The sequence below is a fragment of the Edaphobacter sp. HDX4 genome (genome assembly GCF_036877565.1).
In the GTDB taxonomy this organism is placed as follows: domain Bacteria; phylum Acidobacteriota; class Terriglobia; order Terriglobales; family Acidobacteriaceae; genus Edaphobacter.
The window spans coordinates 1-19821 of record NZ_JAEDXW010000001.1; the positions used below are offsets into that span (position 1 = coordinate 1).

Sequence of the window (19821 nt, forward strand, 5' to 3'; positions counted from 1 at the left end):
CGCCGAGATCAATGGACGCTTCCCCGGGCTCGTCGCCTCGATCATCGACGCATACACCCAACAAAACAGGAACATACAAAAGCCGCGAAGCTGAGATAAGGATGAGCGTCGTTCCTCAGGAACAGGTGCCGCTGACGTTACCGGCGCTACCCCAATGACAAGCCCTGCTGCCGGACGACGACAGACTTACCTCTCCGCCGACTGATCGACCTCACGCCTCTGCCTTCTTCACCCATCTAAGGTGCAAGACAATTCAACTTCTCTCGGGAAAATTGCGCCTTATCGGAACCAGATCGATGCTCTCCAAATTGGCCATTCCCTTCGCGCTCAGCGACTCAGGATCACTTCGTCCTTCGACGACGCTGCTGTGGACGCTCCGATAATCGGTCGTATTTCCATCCTCAACATGCATTTACTTGCGCATCCTAAATAAATTTTCGATACACCAACCATAGAGGCGTCCGCTCCTATCCCATGGCGAATCATGACGTGCAGGCTACTTGCAATCTCTTGCAGCACCCCCAGAAAACGCTTTCAGTCTAGGAAAGCTGACACACTTCACATCTACTACTTCAGAAATACCTAGCACCTAATCTCTCTCATTTCATCTCTTTAGGAGAACCAGTCTGTGAAGAAAATCCTGTCGGCCTTTGTAGTACTCGCGGCCCTCGCTATCTCTCCGGCTCTGCATGCTACCCCAATCACCGGTCAGTTCTCTGTGACCGGCGATGCAGTGACTGACAACGGTACCTCTCTCGTCTTCACACCCAACACCATCTCTGTCGGCGCAGCCAGCACACTGAGCGGTGACTTCGTCACCCTTCTCACTGCTGGCGAACTGGGCATCATCACATCGCCGATCAACTATGCAAGCTACGTTCCCGGCTCTGCAGCCCTTGTCTTTGGAAGCGGAAGCGATTTGCTGACCTTCACCCTCAACTCGATCACCTCCGACCACGTCGGATCGTTCGGTCTCTTCACGGGTATGGGTACGATCACCAGCGCCAACAGCGCTTATGATCCCACCCTGGCAAATCTGTACTTCTCGACCCAGGCGGACGGCACTGTGACCTTCTCGGCCACAGCTGTCAGCACCCCGTCGGCGGTGCCCGAACCCTCCACCCTCATGCTTCTTGGCACTGGCCTCATCGGTGTCGCAGGAGCCATGAAGCGTCGCCTGTCGTAACCGCAGTCTCTTTGATCCGGCGATCCGAATAGCTCCTTCTCCGATCGAGCCATTCGACCGACGCTCATAGGAATTCACCCATGCAGATCTCGCCATGCGCGAACCCTGCATGGGTGAACTCGTTTAAGCTGTCTCGCCCCCGACCGTGTCAAGATCGGTAAGCCTCTATGTGCCAAGTAAACTCCAGATATCAGATGACTTCCCCAATCTCCTGAATTGCCGTATCGGTGGCCGCCCGCGATAAAATAGAATCAGGGTTGCGGGCTCGAGGTGAAAGATTGTGCGCCTGAGAGGAAAGAGGGATTCGCGACCGCTTCTCTCCTCCATCACCACGTAATACCTTCTGTTTCAAGACTTTGCGAATGACTGCTCAGTAGAATCAATACTTTAGCGCTTTGGTCCGGACCTAAGCACAGTAGTTTGAATACTTTGCACAAAATCAGCCGGGGTAGCACCGGGTTCGTTTATCCTTCTGAAAACTGGTAAACTAATAGGCTGTGGCTTTCTCATCGACAATGGAAATTCAGCCGGACGGTCTGACCGAATCCCCTCGCCCGAAGATCGGCTTCGTCTCGCTCGGCTGCCCCAAGAATCTGGTCGACTCTGAAGTGATGATGGGCCTATTGCACTCCGCTGGCGGCGAGCTCACATCCGAAGCGGAAGAAGCCGAGATTCTGGTCGTCAATACCTGCAGCTTCATCGACTCCGCCAAACAGGAATCGGTGAACACCATCCTGGAGATGGTGCAGCACAAGCAGGCAAACGGAGGCCGCGCCAGAAAGCTGATCGTCGCCGGCTGCCTCGTCGAGCGCTATCGTGACGAGATCCGGAAGAACATCCCAGAGGTCGATGCTGTCGTCGGAACCGGAGAGCTCGAGGCGATCCTCAATGCCGCTGGCCTCGCTCCCAGACCGGCTGCAACATCGGACTCGCCCTTCAACATCCTTCCCCCAGGCCAGGAGTCGCAGACGCTGGTCAGCCGCGCTGCCAGCGCCGTCCACCAGCACTCGCACCCCACTGAGCAGGGCTCACAGCTTCAGATCGAACACCGGAAAGAACTGGGGGAGACTGAGGCTGTCATCCTGAGCGAAGCCGCAGCCGGAATCGAAGGATCTGCGGTTCTATCGCTGAGCCAAGGTTCGGGAAGCATGCCCGGGACTGGCGCCACTGAAGTCTCGCCGCGAGCCATGCGAAGCAACTCGCCGGACGCGCAGTCCTCGCGCCCCGAAGGCGACCTGCGCGAACAGCAGGGCCGCTTCTCCCGCGCGACCTGGGACGGAGCCACTGCGGCACTTCCCGACTATCTTTACTCCGACGAGACGCCACGCATCCTCGCCACTCCGCGAGCCTCCGCCTACATCAAGATCGCCGAGGGCTGCGACCACCCCTGCAGCTTCTGCATCATCCCGCAGCTTCGCGGAAAATTCCGTTCGCGCCGCCTCTCATCGATCGTCGCCGAGACCGAGAAGCTCATCGCTCAGGGCGTCCGCGAGATCACGCTCATCGGCCAGGACACGACCTGCTACGGCGAAGACCTTGGCCTCACCGACGGGCTGGCCCAGCTCCTCGATGCTCTCGCCGCTCTGCCCGGCCTCCGCTGGCTTCGCTTCCTCTACACCTACCCGAATAAGGTGACGACGCGGCTGCTCGAGACGATGGCGAAGCACGACAACATCGCGAAGTACCTTGATGTGCCGCTGCAGCATGCGAGCGCCTCGGTCCTCAAGCGAATGAAGCGCGGCGGAAACGCGCAGATCTTTCTCGATCTCATCGAGAAAGCGCGGCGCATTGTTCCCGGCATCGTCATCCGCACCAGCTTCATCGTCGGCTTCCCCGGCGAGACCGAAGAGGACTACAAGGAGCTCGAAGCCTTCATCAAGACCGCGCGCATCGACTGGCTCGGAGTCTTCACTTACTCCGACGAAGAGGGAGCCAAGGCCTTCGAGCTCGACCCCGCACTCAAGGTTCCTGAGCGAACCATCCAGGCACGCCGCCGCAAGCTGATGAAGCTCCAGCAGAAGATCAGCGCGAAGGCCAAAGCGGAGTGGGTAGGCCGCGAGGTCGATCTGCTAGTCGAAGGCGAATCCGAAGAAACAGAACTCCTCTGGGAGGGCCGCACCATCCAGCACGCCCCCGAGATCGACGGCAAGGTCTTCATCAACGACTTCGGGCCCCACGAAGAGCTAGTCCCCGGCACCTTCTACCGCGCCGAGATCACTGAATCCCACGACTATGATGTTGTGGCGCGAATCATCGACTAGGAAATGAAAAGAATTACAGGCTTGCTCGCAGGCGCGATTGCGCTTGTCGTCGCTTTTCTCTTTTTCTGGCCTTGGTTGCGTCCTCGTGTCTGGCAGATGGCTTACGGAAAAACATACAGGGACAGCCGTTTCACGATGAATCTCAACCGAAATTGGCTGGTTGTGACAGGCGATTACGGGCATCAATCTTTAGTGCGGCCTTTCGCCTACTGGCCACCAATGATCGATGTCGATCGACTTACCCTTCATCAATCAGAACAATGCCCAGACCCAGATCAAGATGCGAAGGAAAATTTTCGCAAAGTGATCGGGGGCACCCTTCTGAACTCTCTGAGATACTCAAACAAATCCGAGTTCGTGATTCATACAAAAGCTGGGGACCTTCTTTGTCTTTCATCCGCGTTTCAAGTCAAAAGCAAGAATATGACTTCGACATACTGCCTTCTACAGAACGACTCGACGATAATCGCTTTTGAAGGAATGGATCCTGTACGTGAAGAAGTCTTGTCCATGCTGCCTACACTTACACAAATAAGATCATGTACTGCGAAACATTGAAACAGCATCCACGGACCAAAAACCACAATGAGTCTTCACATCGCTCGGTTCCCGGACGCAGCAAAGCGTAGTCGTTCGCATCACAAGTAACTCTATTACGAATCTCGTGGAGGCAGTAACGTCTACGCGGTCTTTGGATAGCCACGCAGCAGCATATGCGCCGCAATCTTATATCGCCGAAGCTCGTGAAACGGGTGCCGCGCAATCGACTTCAGCATCAGCGCGAGCGCGCCGGGAGAGCCGTTCTGGCGCAGCAGAATCGCCGCCTCCCCTTCAAGCCGGCTGATGATGCAGCGTCCGCGCGTCGCGCGCTCGAACCACGAGAAGTGAGGCAGAACGTGCTGCTCGATTACGCCAACCGAGTGCTTCAGGGTCTGCAGCGCCTTGTGGGTGCGCGATGCGGGATGCACGCGATACAGCAGCGTCGGCTCCGGCGTGTGAATGAACTTCGCGCCGTTGTGAAACAGCCGCAGCCATAACTCCCAGTCCTGCAGGTTGACGAAGCGGCTGTCGAAGCCTCCCACAGCAAGCACAGCGGATCTGCGCACCGCGGTAGCGCTCGGAATGAACGCGCATCGCTCCATCAGCATCGTGGGAAGCTCCGCCTCCGTGGGAAAAGGCATCAGCACATCAGGGTGAAAGACTCCGGTAACAGGATCAGGCGTCAGCTCCCTTCCTCCGCTGTAGCACACGTCGGACTCGGGCCGCTGAGCGATGGCGCGAGCCAAGTTCCGCAGGTGCTCCTTCTCCCACAGATCGTCGTGATCCATCAGCGCGACCCACTCGGTGGAGGCGGCAGTGAGACCGGCGTTCCGGCTGGCCGAGACGCCGGAGTTCGGGCGATCGAGGATGCGAACGCGATCGCCGAATGCCTCCGCAACCGCACGCGTCCCATCGGTTGACCCATCGTTCACCACAATAACCTCAACAGCGGGATAGTCCTGCGCAAGCACGCTCTCCAGCGTCTCGCGAAGAAAGTTCTCGCCGTTGTACACAGGGATCACAACGGTAAGCAGTGGAATGCTGTTCTCTGCTGCGTCTGTCATTGCGAGTTTCCCCACGGCGCGAATTGAACGGATCGATATCGTCAGGCTACATTGTCAGGCTACCTCGACTCCGAGTGAGTCGCCAGCCGTATCCGCAGCGATCCTCGTGGCTGTTCTTCACTAATGTTCAAAGAGGCTCAACCTCTTCGCCTGAATCCCTCACATCCATATCGTCATCTACTTTCTGTAGCCGGATCGAGACATCGGCAAGGAGAATTGGATGGACCTGCAGCTCAAAGGCAAGACAGCGATCGTAACCGGAGGCTCCGCAGGCATCGGCCTCGCCATCACGCAAGCACTTGCCGCCGAGGGCGTAACGGTCACCGTCCCGGGCCGCAGCAAAGAGAAGCTCGATAAAGCTCTCGCCGGAATCAGCACCGTCAAAGCCGTTGTTGCAGATCCCGGAACCATTGAAGGCGCCGACTCGCTGATCCAGCAGGTTCCCGAGACCGACATCCTCATCAACAATCTCGGCATCTACGAGCCCAAGCCCTTCGTCGAGATCACCGACGCCGACTGGCTGAAGATCTTCGAGGTCAACGTCCTCAGCGGAGTCCGCCTCTCGCGTCATTACTTTCCGCGCATGCTGGAACGCAAGCAGGGCCGCATCATCTTCATCTCGAGCGAGTCTGGCATTATGACTCCGCCTGAGATGATTCACTACGGAGTCACCAAGTCCTCGCAGCTCGCCCTCTCGCGGGGTCTCGCCGAGCTGACAAAAGGAACAGCCGTGACGGTGAATACGGTGCTGCCCGGCCCCACACGTTCTGAAGGGATCGTCGACTTCCTCAAAAACATCTCCTCCACCGCGGACCCGACCCCTGAGCAGGCAGAGAAGGAGTTCTTCGAAAAGCATCGCTCCAGCTCGCTTCTCCAGCGCCTTATCGAAAGTGAAGAGATCGCCAGCCTGGTTGCCTATGTCGCCAGCCCGCTCTCCGCTGCCACTAACGGAGCCGCACTCCGCGCCGAAGGCGGGCTGCTTCGCTCTATCGCGTAATTCCCCTCGAGATTTACAATCGATACTGCAATGCCGAAAGCGCTCTTCTGTCCGACCTGCCGCAACGTTGTCCTCATCGACAACGAGAACTTCCCTTTTTGCAGTGACCGCTGCCGCCTGCTCGATCTTGGCAAGTGGGCGTCGGGCGACTACAAAGTCTCGACACCCATCCAGGATCCCGACCTGCTCGAAGAACTTTCGCGGTCGCAACACAATAAACCGACAGACGACGAGAGCTAGTGCCTAACTCGACGACGCAGTTGCATCCTCCGTCAGAGAAGAAAACCCTTTGGGCCTGGACGCTTGCCACGTTCTTCGGTGCCGGCCTTCTTAAGCCTGGCCCTGGAACGTACGGTTCCGTCGCTGCCGCGCTGCTCTGGTATGCGGCAGCACACATCCTGGCACCATCGTTCCTTCAACTTGCAGTCGGCACTGCACTCTCCGCGTTCGTTATCACGCTCATCGGCATTCGAGCCGCAACCATCGTGGCCCACGAGTCTGGAAGAGAAGACCCAGGCTTTGTCGTGGTCGACGAGGTGGCCGGGCAGTTGATCGCGCTGATTGCGATTGTCCCCGACTGGCGGCACGCAGTCATATCGCTTCTGCTGTTTCGAATCTTTGACATTCTCAAACCTCCTCCGGTACGGCAGCTGGAACGGCTGCCCAAAGGAACGGGAATCATGATGGACGATGTGGCAGCCGGATTCCTGGCATTGCTTTGTGCGCAGCTGCTAAGACTTTTCATTTGAGACTATAAGCGGGCTCCTTGTATTGCATCTCCCCTCGTTCTACCCTTAGAGGGCGATGAGCCTCTTTCACCCCACCTCGGAAAACGCACCTCAACTGAATCGAGTTCAACCCCCTGCAGCCATGCCCGGTGGAGAGATCGAAGTGGAGGGAAATCACCTGGAGCCGGTGGGAGTCCGAATGCCGCACGCGAGCATCGGAGACGTCTTCGCCCCCGTTGTGATGAGCAGGCCAAACCGTGCCACCATCCTCATACCAGAAGGAAGCATCACGGGCGATCTGGTCATGCACCGGAACGGCGAGACCTCCAATCCTCTGCTGGCACGAATCGCAGTCCCGATGGCAGAGAACCTCCACCCTGTATCCAATCCTGCCGTCGACGCCAACGGGCAGGTCTTCACGACGCTCTCCGGCACGCGCGGCCAGGCGATGCCGGTCTCCATCTTCCGGATTCAGCGTGACTTCCAGATGGTGCCTTTTGTCCGCGACCTGATGAATCCGACCGGCCTTGCATTTGGCCGGGATGGCAATCTTTATGCGAGCTCGCGAGCCGATGGCACGGTCTATCAGATCTCGCCCGAAGGGACTATCTCCACCTACGCGGAAGGCATGGGAGTCGCAACCGGGATTGCCTTCGATCGCTCTGGCAACCTCTACGTGGGCGATCGTTCCGGCACCATCTTCAAGATCAATCGCGAACGCGAGATCTTCGTCTTTGCGACACTTGAGCCCTCCGTTGCCGCCTATCACCTTGCCTTCAACGCAGCAGGAACTCTGCTGGTGACAGGCCCTACGACCTCTTCCAACCAGTCCATCCACGCCATTGACCGTGACGGTAATATCTCCATCTTCTTCCAGGGGCTGGGCCGAGCGCAGGGTATGGCGTTCGATGTGGACGACAACCTCTACGTCGCTGCCTCGTTCCGCGGGCAGCGCGGCATCATTCGCATAACGCCTGCCAAGGCAGCCTCCTTTGCGATCTCGGGCAACAACCTGGTGGGCCTCGCCTTTGTAGAAGATGGGTGCGCTGTCTTAGCGACCCGGGATGCGCTGTACCACGTCGCGCTCGATATTGAAGGCCGCTCTCTGATTGATTAGATCCTCTCGCAACCGAATCACTCCCCGCCCGCCCGTCGGGCTCCCCGCCTTTGTTTCGTCAGCCAATAACACGACCGGCCCAATGTGACGGGAAATCCTGTCCTCGACCCGCATCGTTCCCGAAACGATGTGAAGGCCCGCTGGTTCGATCCCACAGCCTTCGCCATTCCACCGACAGGGACTGACGGAACTGCGCCGCGCAACCTGCTCAACGGGCCGGGCTACAAGAACGTGAATGCAGCACTCTTCCGCAACTTTAAATTTGCGGAGCGATACACGTTCCAATTCCGTGGGGAGTTCACGAACGTGCTCAACAATGTGAATCTGTCGACGCCCACATCGTCTCTTGCGAACCTGTCTACGGCCGGAAGGATCACAAGCGCGGGAGCCATGCGTCAGACACAGCTCGGTCTTCGCCTGACCTTCTAAGTCAACTAAACCGGCAGAAAGGCGCGCCTTAGCAAGCTGCGCCTTTCTGGCCTGGCATGTCTCTGGCCCATCCTGTACGGACTCGTGTACATTTATCCCGCACCGCCTGTGCGGCCTCCGGGCAGAAAGATTGCCCTTTTGCTCCAAAGCCCGAACTAACTCCTGAGGAGGAGAAGAACGTGATTACCCGACGCGAATTTCTTGATTCCATGGCAGCCACAGCTGCGGCTGCCGCCGTCAGTACGAGCGCAAAAAGCTACGCCCAGATCGTCGGGGCCAACGATCGCGTCAACTTCGCCGTGATCGGGTTGAATAGCCGAGCTTATGCCCATCTATCCTCGTTGAAGGCGAATGAGAAGACATCTCGCATCACCCACGTCTGCGATGTCGATACGCCGATCCTTGATAAGTTTTGCGGCAGGGCTCAAACCTCACTCGGCTACAAACCAGCTAGCGAAAAAGATTTCCGCAAAGTCCTCGCCTCAAAGGATGTCGATGCGATCACCATCGCGACTCCCGACCACTGGCATGCACCGATGGCTATCCTCGGGCTTGAGGCCGGCAAACATGTCTACGTCGAAAAACCGTGCAGCCACAACCCCGCTGAAGGCGCAATGCTCGTTGCAGCCCGCGATAAATACAAGAAGCTTGTGCAGATGGGAAGCCAGCAGCGGTCCTCTCCCCACACCATCGAGGTCATCGGGAAGATCAATGAGGGGCTGATCGGCCGTCCTTATTACGCAAAAGCGTGGTACAGCAATACGCGGAAGTCCATCGGTTTCGGCAAAGAGGTTCCCGTTCCGGCGACGCTCGACTGGGATCTATGGCAGGGCCCCGCCCCGCGCCAGCCCTACCACGACAACTATCACCCCTATAACTGGCACTGGTTCAAGCACTGGGGCACAGGGGAGACCCTGAACAACGGCACGCATGAGGTGGACGTCTGCCGCTGGGCTCTCGGCGTCGGCTTCCCGAATCATGTCTCCGCTTCAGGCGGTCGGTATCAATTCAAAGATGACTGGCAGTTCTACGACACCCTGGTCACGAGCTTCGAGTATGACGACAAGATCCTCTCCTGGGAGGGCAAATGCTGTCAGGGGATGAAGTTCTACAATCGCGATCGCGGCTCCGCCATCATGGGCACCACAGGTACGGTCGTCGTCGACCGCGGGGGCTATGAGGTCTACGACCTGAAGGGGACAAAGACGAGCGAGTTCAAGGCGGAGAAGTCCTCCGCATCGGCCGACCTTGTCGGTGCAGATTCCATGACCGATCTCCACTTTGCGAACTTCATCGGCGGAATCCAGAAGGGCGAAAAGCTCAATGCTCCCATCGAGGTCGGAAACGTGGCGGTCACCATGCTGCAGCTTTCCAATGTTGCCTGGGAGCTCAACCGCGGCCTCAAACTGAACCCGGCCAACGGCCATGTCGTCAACGACGCCGAAGCGATGAAGTACTGGGATCGCGACTACGAGAAGGGCTGGGCTCCGAAGGTCTAGGCCAACCCTCAATCCACCTTGCGGCAGCCTGTCATAGCAGGCTGCCGTTTCGCATTGAGATTGAAGATACAAACCGGAGTGCAGCATCTTAGGGTTCAGTGGAAGCTGAAGCAATGAACCTCGAACAAAAGATCAACTCTCTTGACTGGACCTCCCTCGCGAAGGATCTCAGTGAACATGGCTATGCCACAACAGGCCCACTGCTGAGTCCGGAAGAATGTCACGATCTCGCAGCGGGATACGCAAATTCCGAGCAGTTTCGGAGTTGTGTCATCATGGCGCGCCATGGCTTCGGGAGAGGTGAGTACCAGTACTATGACTATCCCCTTCCCTGCCTGCTCCAGACTGTTCGCGACACCTTCTATCTCCCGCTCGCGTCCATCGCAAACGAATGGAATCGAGCCCTTGGCAACTCCGAGGTTTATCCTTCTGAGCACCGCCAGTTCCTCGAACGATGCCATCAGGCAGGCCAAACGAAGCCCACACCACTCCTGCTCAAATATCAGCAGGATGACTACAACTGCCTGCATCAGGATCTCTACGGCGACCTCGTCTTTCCCATCCAGGCAGCTTTTCTGCTCAGCGCTCCTGGAGAGGACTTCACCGGGGGCGAGTTTGTCCTGACCGAACAACGGCCACGCATGCAGTCCCGCGCCACGGTCGTGCCTCTTCGCCAGGGTGAGGCCGTCTTGTTCGCCGTCAACCATCGGCCCCAACGCGGAACTCGCGGCACCTATCGCGTCGCCATGCGCCATGGCGTCAGTCCTCTCCGCAGCGGCGAACGTTTCACCCTGGGAGTGATCTTTCACGATGCACGCTGACAACAGTCTCTGGCCCGAACCAATCGAACCCACCACGGAGCATCCTGCGGAAGGAGTGACGCTGCTTCGCGCCTTCTGCCGCGACGAAGCTCCGAGGATCTACGAGGCCATACAGGAGGTGGAAGCCCGCTCCTCCTTCCGCCAGATGGTCGTTCCCGGCGGACACACCATGTCCGTAGCGATGACCAATACAGGCGAGGTTGGCTGGACGACAGATCGAACCGGCTATCGATACACATCCGCTGACCCTCTAACCGGGGCTCCCTGGCCAGCCATGCCCGGGACTCTGCTCTCTCTGGCGCAGCGCGCAGCAGAAGCCGGAGGGTTCCCGGGGTTCACGCCGAACAACTGTCTCATCAACCGCTACTCCGTGGGAGCTCGTCTCTCGCTCCATCAGGACAAGAACGAGCTCGACTACAGCCACCCCATCGTCTCCGTCTCGCTTGGACTGCCGGCCACCTTCCTCCTCGGCACGCTCCGCCGTACAGACACCCCGCGAAGAATTCGCATCGAACACGGTGATGTTCTGGTCTGGGGCGGTCCCGCGCGCCTCATCTATCACGGAGTCGCTCCCGTCCCGGCCGGGTTCACCCGCTGACTGGCCCCTATCGAATCAATCTCACCTTTCGTACTGTCGCTGCATCTCACTGACCAACCCCTCGCCTCTCAAAAGTCTCTATCATGAAGAACGAGGCCTCTTTCTATGCCTTGTGTTCGCCAAGACGCGGACATGAGAGGACATAAACGCACCATGATCGCTGAAATCATCGCAGCCGGATCCGAGATGCTGACCCCGCACCGGCAGGACACCAACTCACTCTTTCTTACGGCAGAACTTAACGATCTCGGCGTGGAGGTCGCATTCAAGACCATCGTCGGCGACGATCTCAAGCATCTGACCGAGGTCGCCCGCGCTGCATTCTCCCGCGCTGACCTCATCCTTTTTTCCGGAGGTCTCGGCCCCACGGAAGACGACCGGACGCGCGAAGCCGTCGCCGCTGCTCTCGGCATCTCCCTCCGCCGCGATCCGGAGATTCTCGCAACACTGCACAAGCGATTCGCCGCCCGCCAGATGACCATGCCGCCAAACAATGCCAAGCAGGCTGACGTTCTGGAAGGCGCCGCCATCCTGGCAAATACCACCGGCAGTGCACCGGGGCAGATGCTTGATACGGTCGTCGGTGAGTATCGCAAGATCATCGTGTTACTACCCGGACCGCCACGCGAGCTCAAGCCACTCTTCACAGACGTGGTCAAGCCAATGCTTGCCTCCATTCTTCCTCAGCACAAACTCGCTCGACGTATGCTCCGCATGGCCCTTGTTCCCGAGTCGCAGGTGGACGCACGCACCTCTCCCATCTACAACCAATACAGCGATGTCGAAACGACCATCCTTGCCGGACATGGTGAGATTCAGCTTCATTTCACCGCGGTCAAGCCCACCCTCGAGGAAGCACAGAACAGAGTCGACGAACTCGCCAGTCGCGTTGAAGCGGAGATGGACGACGCCATCTTCTCCTCGCAGGGGGAGAGTCTCGAAGAGGTCGTGCTGATGATGATGGAGATGCGGCACCTCACCCTGTCTGTGGCGGAGAGCTGCACCGGGGGTCTGCTCGCACAGCGATTGACCGCCGTCCCCAACAGCTCCCGCGCCTTCGTTGGAGGCGCCGTCGTGTACACGCCCGAGATGAAGATGCTGTTTGCCGATGTTCCGCGCGAGATGGTCGAGCTACACGGAGCCGTAAGTCCGGAGGTTGCACGAGCACTTGCCGAAGGCATCAGAGCCCGGACCGGAAGCTCGCTCGGCATCTCAATCACAGGACTCGCGGGTCCCGGCACAGCACCGGGCAAGGATGCCGAACGTCCCATCGGACGCGTCTACATCGGCCTCGCTGATGGCAGGGACACTTATATCAAAGAGCTGACTCTGAGCGGCGATCGGGAGCACATCCGCTGGTGGTCTTCGCAGCACGCGCTCGAATTTCTCAGGCAGACGTTGCATCGTTGATCTTTTGCAAACGCGTAAGTCGCCGACATCATCTAGTTAAGAACAACTTGATAGACTTGCACATACGATCATGACCCCTTGGCTGCTCTCCCTTTCACTGGCTTACCTGCTCGGCTCCATTCCGTTCGGGTATCTTCTGGTTCGTACCTTCCGCCACGAAGACATCCGGCTGACTGGCAGTGGCAATATTGGCGCCACCAACGTCGCTCGGTCCGGAGCGAAGGGGCTGGGCATCCTCACACTCGTCCTGGATGCACTCAAAGGGTTCGTTGCCGTCGTTCTCGCGCAGCACATCGCTGAGAGGTATGGCTTTCCGCAGGCCTACAACATTGCTGCGGCTGCTGCGCTTGCTGCTGTCGTGGGACACTGCTTCCCCGTCTGGCTCAGATTTCATGGCGGCAAAGGCGTTGCCACGGCGCTCGGGGTCTTCTTTGCGCTCGTCCCGCTCACGACGGTCTTCTACGTACTTGCCGTCTTCGTGATTATCGTCTTCTTTACGCGGTACGTCTCGCTGGCCTCCATTGTCGCAGCGGCACTCTTCCCCGTCTTCGCGCTCCCTCATGCTCCGGCCCGCACACCGATCATCGTGTTTTCCTATATCGTGATCCCGCTGATCGTAATCTTTAAGCACTCCCAGAACATCCGGCGTCTCCTGGCGGGAACCGAACATCGTTTTGGCGCTCCAAAGGTGGCTGCTTGAGCAGGATCAGCATACTGGGGGCCGGGGCCTGGGGAACCGCATTGGCAATCTCTCTGGCACGCCGCGGCGGACATCGGCTCACGCTCTGGGCACACTCGCCCGCGCTAACCGAGCAGTTGCAGGATGCTGGCGAGAATCTCACCTACCTGCCGGGATACATCCTGCCGATGGATGTCGTCATTACCAGCGATCTTCCCGCAGCTATCTTTGAGGCAGACATCCTCGTCTGCGTCGTTCCGTCGCAGCATGTGCGCGAGGTGTTCTCGCATATCGCGCCGCTTCTGACCAGGGAGCAGATCATCCTGTCGGCCTCCAAAGGAATGGAGGAGAGCTCATTTCTGCGCATGTCCCAGGTCATCGCCTCCGTCTGTGACAATCCCTTCGCCGTACTCTCCGGGCCTTCCTTCGCCCAGGAAGTTGCAGCCGGAATTCCCACCGCGATCGTTGCAGCGGCACCCGATCTTCGCCTCGCACAAGTCATCCAGCGGGAGTTCTCGTCCGCCTCCATGCGGATCTACACCAATGACGATGTCACCGGAGTGGAGCTGGGTGGTGCCCTCAAAAACGTGATCGCATTGGCAGCCGGGGTCGTCAAGGGTCTCAACCTTGGGCATAACTCGGCCGCCGCTCTCATCACGCGTGGCATCGCAGAGATCACGCGTCTCGCCGTCGCCTGCGGTGGCCGCCGTCAGACACTCTCCGGACTCTCAGGAGTCGGCGATCTCATCCTTACCTGCACGGGAGAGTTGTCCCGCAATCGGTCCGTGGGTATCGAGCTGGGCCGAGGGAGGCCGCTCGAAGATATCCTTGCCGGGATGGGGGGCAAGGTCGCAGAAGGGGTGCGGTCCACAAAGGCGGCGCTCGGTCTTGCCGCACGGTATGGCGTCGAAATGCCCATCACCGAACAGATGGACGCCATTCTCCACAAAGACAAGAAAGCAGCGGACGCCATTCGCGACCTGATGGCGCGACCTGGACGCAACGAACTGCAATAGTTCGACTTACTCTTTTCCTACATCCCGCATCTAATCCGGACATGGCTGATCCCATGGACCCACTTCGCAGGCACCCAAACTCTCGGACCGAAGAGGGGAAGATTGAACCGACCCTCTCAGACCCGACTCCAGAAGCTCGCAAAGGTGACGCGCGCTTTCTTCCCGTCGTCATTCTGGCGAGCATCGTACTCATCATTCTTTTGATCGCAGCCGTCGTTCTGATCAAGGGCAAGGGCCATAACATGGTTCCGCAACAGCAGGATAACCATCCGACGTCCAGCCTGGTCCATTCCCTTCCCGTGGAAGGCTAGATTTGCGCTCACGGGCAGACGCGTGTAGTCTGCCCGCAGCATTGCATCTGCAAAATCCCAGTACTGGTTGAAAGAATGCCAGAACCCAATCACGGTCATCACCACACCGAAACTCACATTCCGCCTCCCGATCTTCATCGGGAAAGGCGCATTCTTGGCTTCCGACCTCTCCACGTAGTGCTTGGAGCCTTGATCCTCGTCGCCATTCTGATCATTTATCTCCTCCTCATTGCTCGAGCCGGCTACTGATCTTGCCCTGAAGATCCTTCTCACCCTCTCGTGAAGCGATAAACTAGGGCAGCATGGTCTTCTCTTCTCTCTTCGGCAAACGTCCGGCTGAACCCGAATCGCCTGAGACTCCGGCGCCTGAGCAGCCGAAACTCGGCCTCTTCGAGCGCATGAGGCAGGCAGTCACTCGCACGCGCGAGTCCCTGTCCGACTCCATCAGCTCTGTTGTCGCTCTTACTCGCGAGGTCGACCAGGCCTCACTCGATGAGCTTGAGCCACGCCTGCTGGCTGCGGATATCGGCAGCGCGACCACGGCGATCATCATGGAGAACCTCCGCCAGCGTGCCCTTCGTACCGGCATCGAAAGCGGAGCTCAGCTCAAGCAGATCCTCAAGACAGAGCTCAAGCAGATTCTCGACAGCGTCGCGCACCCGATCCAGCATCCAGCCGCTCCGCCTGAGGTGATCCTGATGGTCGGTGTCAACGGGACCGGAAAAACCACCACCACCGGCAAGCTGGCAAATCTCTACCGTTCCCAAGGACGCAGCGTTCTCCTTTGCGCGGCAGATACCTTTCGTGCGGCCGCAATCGAACAGCTCGAGGTCTGGGCACAGCGTTCCGACGTCCCCGTTATCAAGACCAGGCAGGGAGGCGATCCCTCCGCCGCACTCTTTGATGCCCTGGCTGCAGCCAAAGCGCGCGGCAGCGACGTGATGATCGCAGATACGGCGGGGAGGCTCCATACCAAGACTGACCTGATGAAGGAACTGGACAAGATGCGCCGGACCGCCGAGAAGCTCGTCCCGGGTGCACCGCATCAGACCTTCCTCGTCATGGATGCCACCACCGGCCAGAACGGCCTGCAGCAGGCGCGGCTCTTTACAGAGGCCGCTCGTGTCACTGGTATCGTTCTCACCAAACTCGACGGTACCGCCAAGGGCGGAATCGTACTGGCGATCGCCACTGAGCTCAAACTTCCCGTTCTCTACGCCGGAATCGGTGAAAAGATCGACGATCTTATTCCCTTCGACAGCGGTGCTTTCATCGACTCGCTGGTCGGCTGAGAGCACTGCGTCGGGCCTCCTTCGCACGCGCTCGCCTGACCGTTTATCCTCAACAGGAATGGCATCGACCGAACCGGAACAGCATGATCGCGACTTTATGCAGCGTGCCCTTCAGCTCGCATCGGAGACGGTCGCTCTCGCCACTCCCAACCCGCAGGTCGGTTGCGTCATCGTTCGAGATGGCAAGATCCTTGGAGAAGGCGCACATCTCTACGACAACTACGATCATGCGGAGATCGTAGCCCTCAAACAGGCGGCCTCTCGTGGCCATTCTGTCGCAGGAGCTACGGCCTACGTCACCCTCGAACCCTGCAGTCATCATGGCCGCACCGGCCCCTGCGCGGACGCTCTCATCAGCGCCGGCATCTCTCGCGTCGTCGTCGCCACAACCGATCCCAACCCGATGGTCAGCGGGGCCGGGATCGGAAAACTGCGCACTGCGGGAGTAGAAGTTCTCGTCGGCGTACTTCAACAGCAAGCTCGCACCCTCAACGACGCCTTCGCGCACTTCATACGGACCCGCACACCCTTCGTCACCTTGAAAGCTGCGCTCTCCGCCGACGCGAAGCTCGCTCCATCTACCACTTCCCGCGTGCCGGGCCAGACCTACTGGCTTACCGGCGCCGAAGCCCGCAATGACGTCCATCGTCTACGTCACGCCTCAGATGCGATTCTTACCGGCATCGGCACTGTTCTCGCCGATAACCCGCAGCTTACTGATCGCAGCGGACACCCTCGCCGTAGACCTCTGCTTCGTATCGTTCTCGACACCTACCTGCGCATCCCTCTCTCTTCTCATCTGGTATCGTCAGCCAAGCGTGACCTGCTCGTCTTTAGCGGAAGCACCGCACCGGACACAAAACGCAACCAGCTGCTGAACGCAGGAGTCGAGATAGAAACAATTACAGAACACGACGGACGCCTCTCACTTCCCACCATCCTCGCCCGCCTCGGAGAACGCGGAATCCTCAGCCTCCTGCTGGAAGGTGGCTGTTCCATCAACGGAGCCTTCCTCGCCCGCGATCTCGTCGACAAGGTCATCCTCTTCTACTCCCGGCAGACACTCGGAGCAGAGGCCATTCCCTTCGCGGAAGGATTCTCTTCTCCCTCTGAGATCGAGAGCTCGCTGTTCAATGTCAGTCGAGACGTCCTTGGCGAAGACACCCGCGTGACCGGATATCTCCGTGATCCCTGGCCGACGCCCTCGTCCGCTGACTGATATCGTGGCAGCAGAACCCTCCCGGAGCACCTCATGTCCAATCAAAGCCGAGTCACCCGAAGCAAATTTGAGTATGAAGAAGAAGGCAAGATAGCCTACCTCGAATTCGAAACCGACGACCGCGGCTGGCTGACCCTGCTTCACACCGAGGTTCCTGCCTCGCTCCGCGGACGCGGCATCGCTGGAACCCTGGTCCGCACCGCATTCGAGTACGCCAGCGACAATCAGCTTCGCGTCGATGTAGTCTGCCCGCTTGCTGCCGACTACCTCAAGCGCCATCCCGAGCTGAAACCGGCCTCCCGCAACAGCCAGTCTTCCCCGCAAAGCGAGTAGCTACCGCTCCGTATCTCGCACGGGTCGATCTCTCCCACACTTCGCGTTAGGCTATAGATATGTTCACCGGATTGATTGAAACCACCGGGACCGTACTTTGCGTCATGCCGAATGCAGGTGTGACTCGCATCACCATCGGCGCACCTGCGGAGATCGTCAGGCGTCTCTCTACCGGCGACTCGGTCTCTGTCGGCGGCGTCTGTCTCACGGCTCTCGACATCGAGCCCCACGCCTTCCCTCCGCGATTCTCCGCCGATCTCGCCGCCGAGACCATCGCCCGCACGACGCTCGCCGGCCTCAAGCCCGATGCCGTCGTCAACCTTGAGCTGCCTACACCCGCCGGCTCTCCTCTGGGCGGCCACGTCGTCCAGGGCCACGTCGACGGAACTGCCACCCTCGTCGCTCTCGAGCCTCTCACGCCCGATACCGAGACCACCGACTACCGTCTGCGCTTCACTCTTCCCGAATCGCTCGTCCGCTATGTCGTCGAGAAGGGATCCATCACCGTGGAAGGGATCTCTCTGACCGTTGCGTCCATCCGTGGAACTGAAGTCGAGATCGCCATCATTCCGCACACCTATGGCGCAACCAGCCTCCGCACACTCTCTCCCGGCGCCCCCCTCAATATCGAGGTCGACGTGCTGGGGAAGTACGCCGAGCGTCAGTCGGAGAAGCCCGCTGGTTTCATCCTCACCGAGCAGTACCTCCTCGCCAACGGCTACTAGCCTCAACCACCCTAAAGGAACACACATGAGCTCGACTCCCTCCATCCCCAGCCCTTACAAGCCCGCAAACCTGCTTATGCTGGTAGGCGACTTTGTCGAAGACTACGAGGTTATGGTTCCCTTCCAGGCGCTCCAGATGGTCGGCCACACCGTGCATGCCGTCTGCCCCGACAAGAAGGCTGGCGACCACGTCCGCACTGCCATTCACGACTTCGAAGGCGATCAGACCTACTCGGAGAAGCCGGGCCATAACTTCGTCCTCAACGCCACCTTCGCCGACATCAGGCCCGAAGACTACGACGGCCTTGTCGTCCCAGGTGGCCGAGCCCCGGAGTACCTTCGCCTCAATCCCCGTGTCCTCGAGATCATTCGTCACTTCGCCGGCAAGGACAAGCCGATCGCCGCCCTCTGTCACGGCCCGCAACTCCTTGCGGCAGCCCGCGTGCTCCAGGGCAAGCGCCTCAACGCCTATCCTGCCTGCGCTCCCGAGGTGGAGCTGGCCGGAGGGACCTTTGTGAAGCTCGATGCCACCGACGCCATCACCGACGGCAAACTCGTTACCGGCTCCGCATGGCCCGCGCACCCGGCATGGCTCGCGCAGTTCCTCGTGGTCCTCCAGAAGCACCTCGGTTGATCGACCCTGAATGGAGCGGTCGGGTCTCATCTCCCATCCGCTCCTTCAAACCTAAGCCCTGAAATCTCTTCTGCTTGGAGTGGACCCGCGATTTCAAAGGAAAGTAAATAAGGGGGAGCTCCTCCATCAGAATGAATCCTTCCCTCCCTCCTTCTCATCAATTAGACGGTTATCGAATTATCGATACGAAGAGGTCAGAGAGATGAGCAAGCTTACAGGTAAGGTCGCAGTCGTCACGGGAGCTTCCAAGGGAATCGGCGCTGATATCGCGAAGGGTCTCGCCAAAGAAGGCGCTGCAGTTGTGGTCAACTACGCCGCAAGTAAGGACGGGGCCGAGAAGGTGGTCGCTGAGATTACAAAAGCTGGCGGGAAGGCCATCGCCGTACAGGGAGACGTCGCGAAAGAGGCCGATGTGACTCGCATCTTCGACGAGACCAAAAAAGCCTTCGGCAAGCTTGACGTGCTCGTCAACAACGCCGGAGTCTATCAGTTTTCTCCTATCGAAGACGTCACCACAGAGCTCTACAACCGTCTCTTCAACACCAACGTACTTGGAACCCTCCTCGCCACGCGCGAAGCCGTAAAGCTTATCGGTGACAACGGAGGCAGCATCATCAACATCGGTTCAGCCGTAACTGAGCTCAACGTTCCCACCAGCTCCATCTACACCGCCACCAAAGGTGCCGTCGACTCCATCACCGCCGTCCTGTCGAAGGAGCTCGGCGCAAAGAAGATCCGCGTCAATTCGATCAATCCCGGAATGATTGAGACCGAGGGCACACACTCGGCCGGCTTCATCGGCTCCGACTTCCAGACCACCTTCGAGGCCCAGACGCCGCTCGGCCGCATCGGCCAGGTCAGCGACATCACTCCTCTGGCAGTCTTCCTCGCCTCCAGCGACTCCGGCTGGCTGACCGGCGAAACCCTAGTCGCCTCCGGCGGTCTCCGCTAAAAGCAGGATG

The 19821-nt window shown here is 59.0% G+C and carries 22 protein-coding genes; 20 read left to right on the forward strand and 2 right to left on the reverse strand.

Translation table 11 applies throughout. The annotated features are described in order from the left end of the window. Window positions 1-628 precede the first annotated feature (628 nt). The 3 genes from JAO29_RS00005 (at window position 629) to JAO29_RS00015 (ending at window position 4005) form a co-directional block, all read left to right on the forward strand. The gene (locus tag JAO29_RS00005; protein ID WP_334266114.1) at window positions 629-1186 is read left to right on the forward strand and encodes a PEP-CTERM sorting domain-containing protein; all 558 of its coding nucleotides are present in this window, start codon (window positions 629-631) and stop codon (window positions 1184-1186) included. Window positions 1187-1701: 515 nt separating this feature from the next. Then, window positions 1702-3447 (forward strand): 30S ribosomal protein S12 methylthiotransferase RimO, encoded by a 1746-nt coding sequence (gene rimO, locus JAO29_RS00010; protein ID WP_334266596.1) that lies wholly within the window; start codon window positions 1702-1704, stop codon window positions 3445-3447. A 3-nt stretch (window positions 3448-3450) separates the two neighbouring features. Continuing rightward, complete coding sequence (locus JAO29_RS00015; RefSeq protein ID WP_334266115.1) at window positions 3451-4005, forward strand: hypothetical protein; 555 nt, start codon at window positions 3451-3453, stop codon at window positions 4003-4005. Between the two features lie 122 nt (window positions 4006-4127). Here JAO29_RS00015 and JAO29_RS00020 read toward each other — a convergent pair whose 3' ends face one another. Next, the gene (locus tag JAO29_RS00020) at window positions 4128-5051 is read right to left on the reverse strand and encodes a glycosyltransferase family 2 protein (protein ID WP_334266116.1); all 924 of its coding nucleotides are present in this window, start codon (window positions 5049-5051) and stop codon (window positions 4128-4130) included. A gap of 220 nt (window positions 5052-5271) precedes the next feature. On the opposite strand from JAO29_RS00020, the gene JAO29_RS00025 reads away from it, so the two are divergent. The 11 genes from JAO29_RS00025 (at window position 5272) to JAO29_RS00075 (ending at window position 14345) form a co-directional block, all read left to right on the forward strand. After that, the gene (locus JAO29_RS00025; RefSeq protein WP_334266117.1) at window positions 5272-6048 is read left to right on the forward strand and encodes an SDR family NAD(P)-dependent oxidoreductase; all 777 of its coding nucleotides are present in this window, start codon (window positions 5272-5274) and stop codon (window positions 6046-6048) included. 30 nt (window positions 6049-6078) lie between these two features. After that, complete coding sequence (locus JAO29_RS00030) at window positions 6079-6288, forward strand: DNA gyrase inhibitor YacG (protein ID WP_334266118.1); 210 nt, start codon at window positions 6079-6081, stop codon at window positions 6286-6288. Next, complete coding sequence (locus JAO29_RS00035) at window positions 6288-6797, forward strand: phosphatidylglycerophosphatase A family protein (protein ID WP_334266119.1); 510 nt, start codon at window positions 6288-6290, stop codon at window positions 6795-6797. Before JAO29_RS00030 ends, JAO29_RS00035 begins: the two co-directional genes overlap by 1 nt. Window positions 6798-6852: 55 nt before the next feature. Then, window positions 6853-7893 (forward strand): SMP-30/gluconolactonase/LRE family protein, encoded by a 1041-nt coding sequence (locus tag JAO29_RS00040; protein WP_334266120.1) that lies wholly within the window; start codon window positions 6853-6855, stop codon window positions 7891-7893. Window positions 7894-7977: 84 nt separating this feature from the next. Next, entirely contained in the window at window positions 7978-8322 is a 345-nt protein-coding gene (locus JAO29_RS00045; protein ID WP_442886285.1) for a hypothetical protein, read from the forward strand. Between the two features lie 179 nt (window positions 8323-8501). Then, window positions 8502-9821: a Gfo/Idh/MocA family protein gene (locus tag JAO29_RS00050; protein WP_334266122.1), complete on the forward strand. Its 1320-nt coding sequence runs from the start codon at window positions 8502-8504 to the stop codon at window positions 9819-9821. 113 nt (window positions 9822-9934) lie between these two features. Continuing rightward, on the forward strand, window positions 9935-10642 hold the full coding sequence (locus JAO29_RS00055) for a 2OG-Fe(II) oxygenase (protein ID WP_334266123.1): 708 nt from the start codon (window positions 9935-9937) through the stop codon (window positions 10640-10642). After that, on the forward strand, window positions 10632-11240 hold the full coding sequence (gene alkB / locus JAO29_RS00060) for a DNA oxidative demethylase AlkB (RefSeq protein ID WP_334266124.1): 609 nt from the start codon (window positions 10632-10634) through the stop codon (window positions 11238-11240). The genes JAO29_RS00055 and alkB overlap by 11 nt, the downstream gene beginning before the upstream one ends. A 153-nt stretch (window positions 11241-11393) precedes the next feature. Continuing rightward, window positions 11394-12650, forward strand: a complete 1257-nt coding sequence (locus JAO29_RS00065) for a competence/damage-inducible protein A (RefSeq protein WP_334266125.1) — start codon at window positions 11394-11396, stop codon at window positions 12648-12650. A 70-nt stretch (window positions 12651-12720) separates the two neighbouring features. Next, window positions 12721-13350 carry a glycerol-3-phosphate 1-O-acyltransferase PlsY gene (gene plsY / locus JAO29_RS00070; RefSeq protein WP_334266126.1) on the forward strand — a complete coding sequence of 210 codons (630 nt, stop codon included), beginning with the start codon at window positions 12721-12723 and terminating at the stop codon, window positions 13348-13350. Continuing rightward, complete coding sequence (locus tag JAO29_RS00075; RefSeq protein ID WP_334266127.1) at window positions 13347-14345, forward strand: NAD(P)H-dependent glycerol-3-phosphate dehydrogenase; 999 nt, start codon at window positions 13347-13349, stop codon at window positions 14343-14345. Before plsY ends, JAO29_RS00075 begins: the two co-directional genes overlap by 4 nt. 116 nt (window positions 14346-14461) lie before the next feature. Here the strand turns inward: JAO29_RS00075 and JAO29_RS00080 are convergent, their stop codons facing one another. Next, the gene (locus JAO29_RS00080; protein ID WP_334266128.1) at window positions 14462-14773 is read right to left on the reverse strand and encodes a hypothetical protein; all 312 of its coding nucleotides are present in this window, start codon (window positions 14771-14773) and stop codon (window positions 14462-14464) included. A 185-nt stretch (window positions 14774-14958) separates the two neighbouring features. On the opposite strand from JAO29_RS00080, the gene ftsY reads away from it, so the two are divergent. From ftsY to JAO29_RS00110, 6 genes are all read left to right on the forward strand, one after another. Next, window positions 14959-15948 carry a signal recognition particle-docking protein FtsY gene (gene ftsY / locus JAO29_RS00085; RefSeq protein WP_334266129.1) on the forward strand — a complete coding sequence of 330 codons (990 nt, stop codon included), beginning with the start codon at window positions 14959-14961 and terminating at the stop codon, window positions 15946-15948. A gap of 58 nt (window positions 15949-16006) precedes the next feature. Further along, a complete protein-coding gene (gene ribD, locus JAO29_RS00090) occupies window positions 16007-17167 on the forward strand; it encodes a bifunctional diaminohydroxyphosphoribosylaminopyrimidine deaminase/5-amino-6-(5-phosphoribosylamino)uracil reductase RibD (protein ID WP_334266130.1) in 1161 nt (386 codons plus the stop codon). Between the two features lie 33 nt (window positions 17168-17200). After that, complete coding sequence (locus tag JAO29_RS00095; protein WP_334266131.1) at window positions 17201-17500, forward strand: GNAT family N-acetyltransferase; 300 nt, start codon at window positions 17201-17203, stop codon at window positions 17498-17500. A gap of 59 nt (window positions 17501-17559) precedes the next feature. Further along, window positions 17560-18225, forward strand: coding sequence for a riboflavin synthase (locus tag JAO29_RS00100; protein WP_334266132.1), 666 nt, complete (start codon window positions 17560-17562; stop codon window positions 18223-18225). Window positions 18226-18250: 25 nt separating this feature from the next. After that, a complete protein-coding gene (locus JAO29_RS00105) occupies window positions 18251-18859 on the forward strand; it encodes a DJ-1/PfpI family protein (RefSeq protein WP_334266133.1) in 609 nt (202 codons plus the stop codon). 202 nt (window positions 18860-19061) lie between these two features. Continuing rightward, window positions 19062-19811: a glucose 1-dehydrogenase gene (locus JAO29_RS00110; RefSeq protein WP_334266134.1), complete on the forward strand. Its 750-nt coding sequence runs from the start codon at window positions 19062-19064 to the stop codon at window positions 19809-19811. The last annotated feature ends 10 nt before the right edge of the window (window positions 19812-19821 follow it).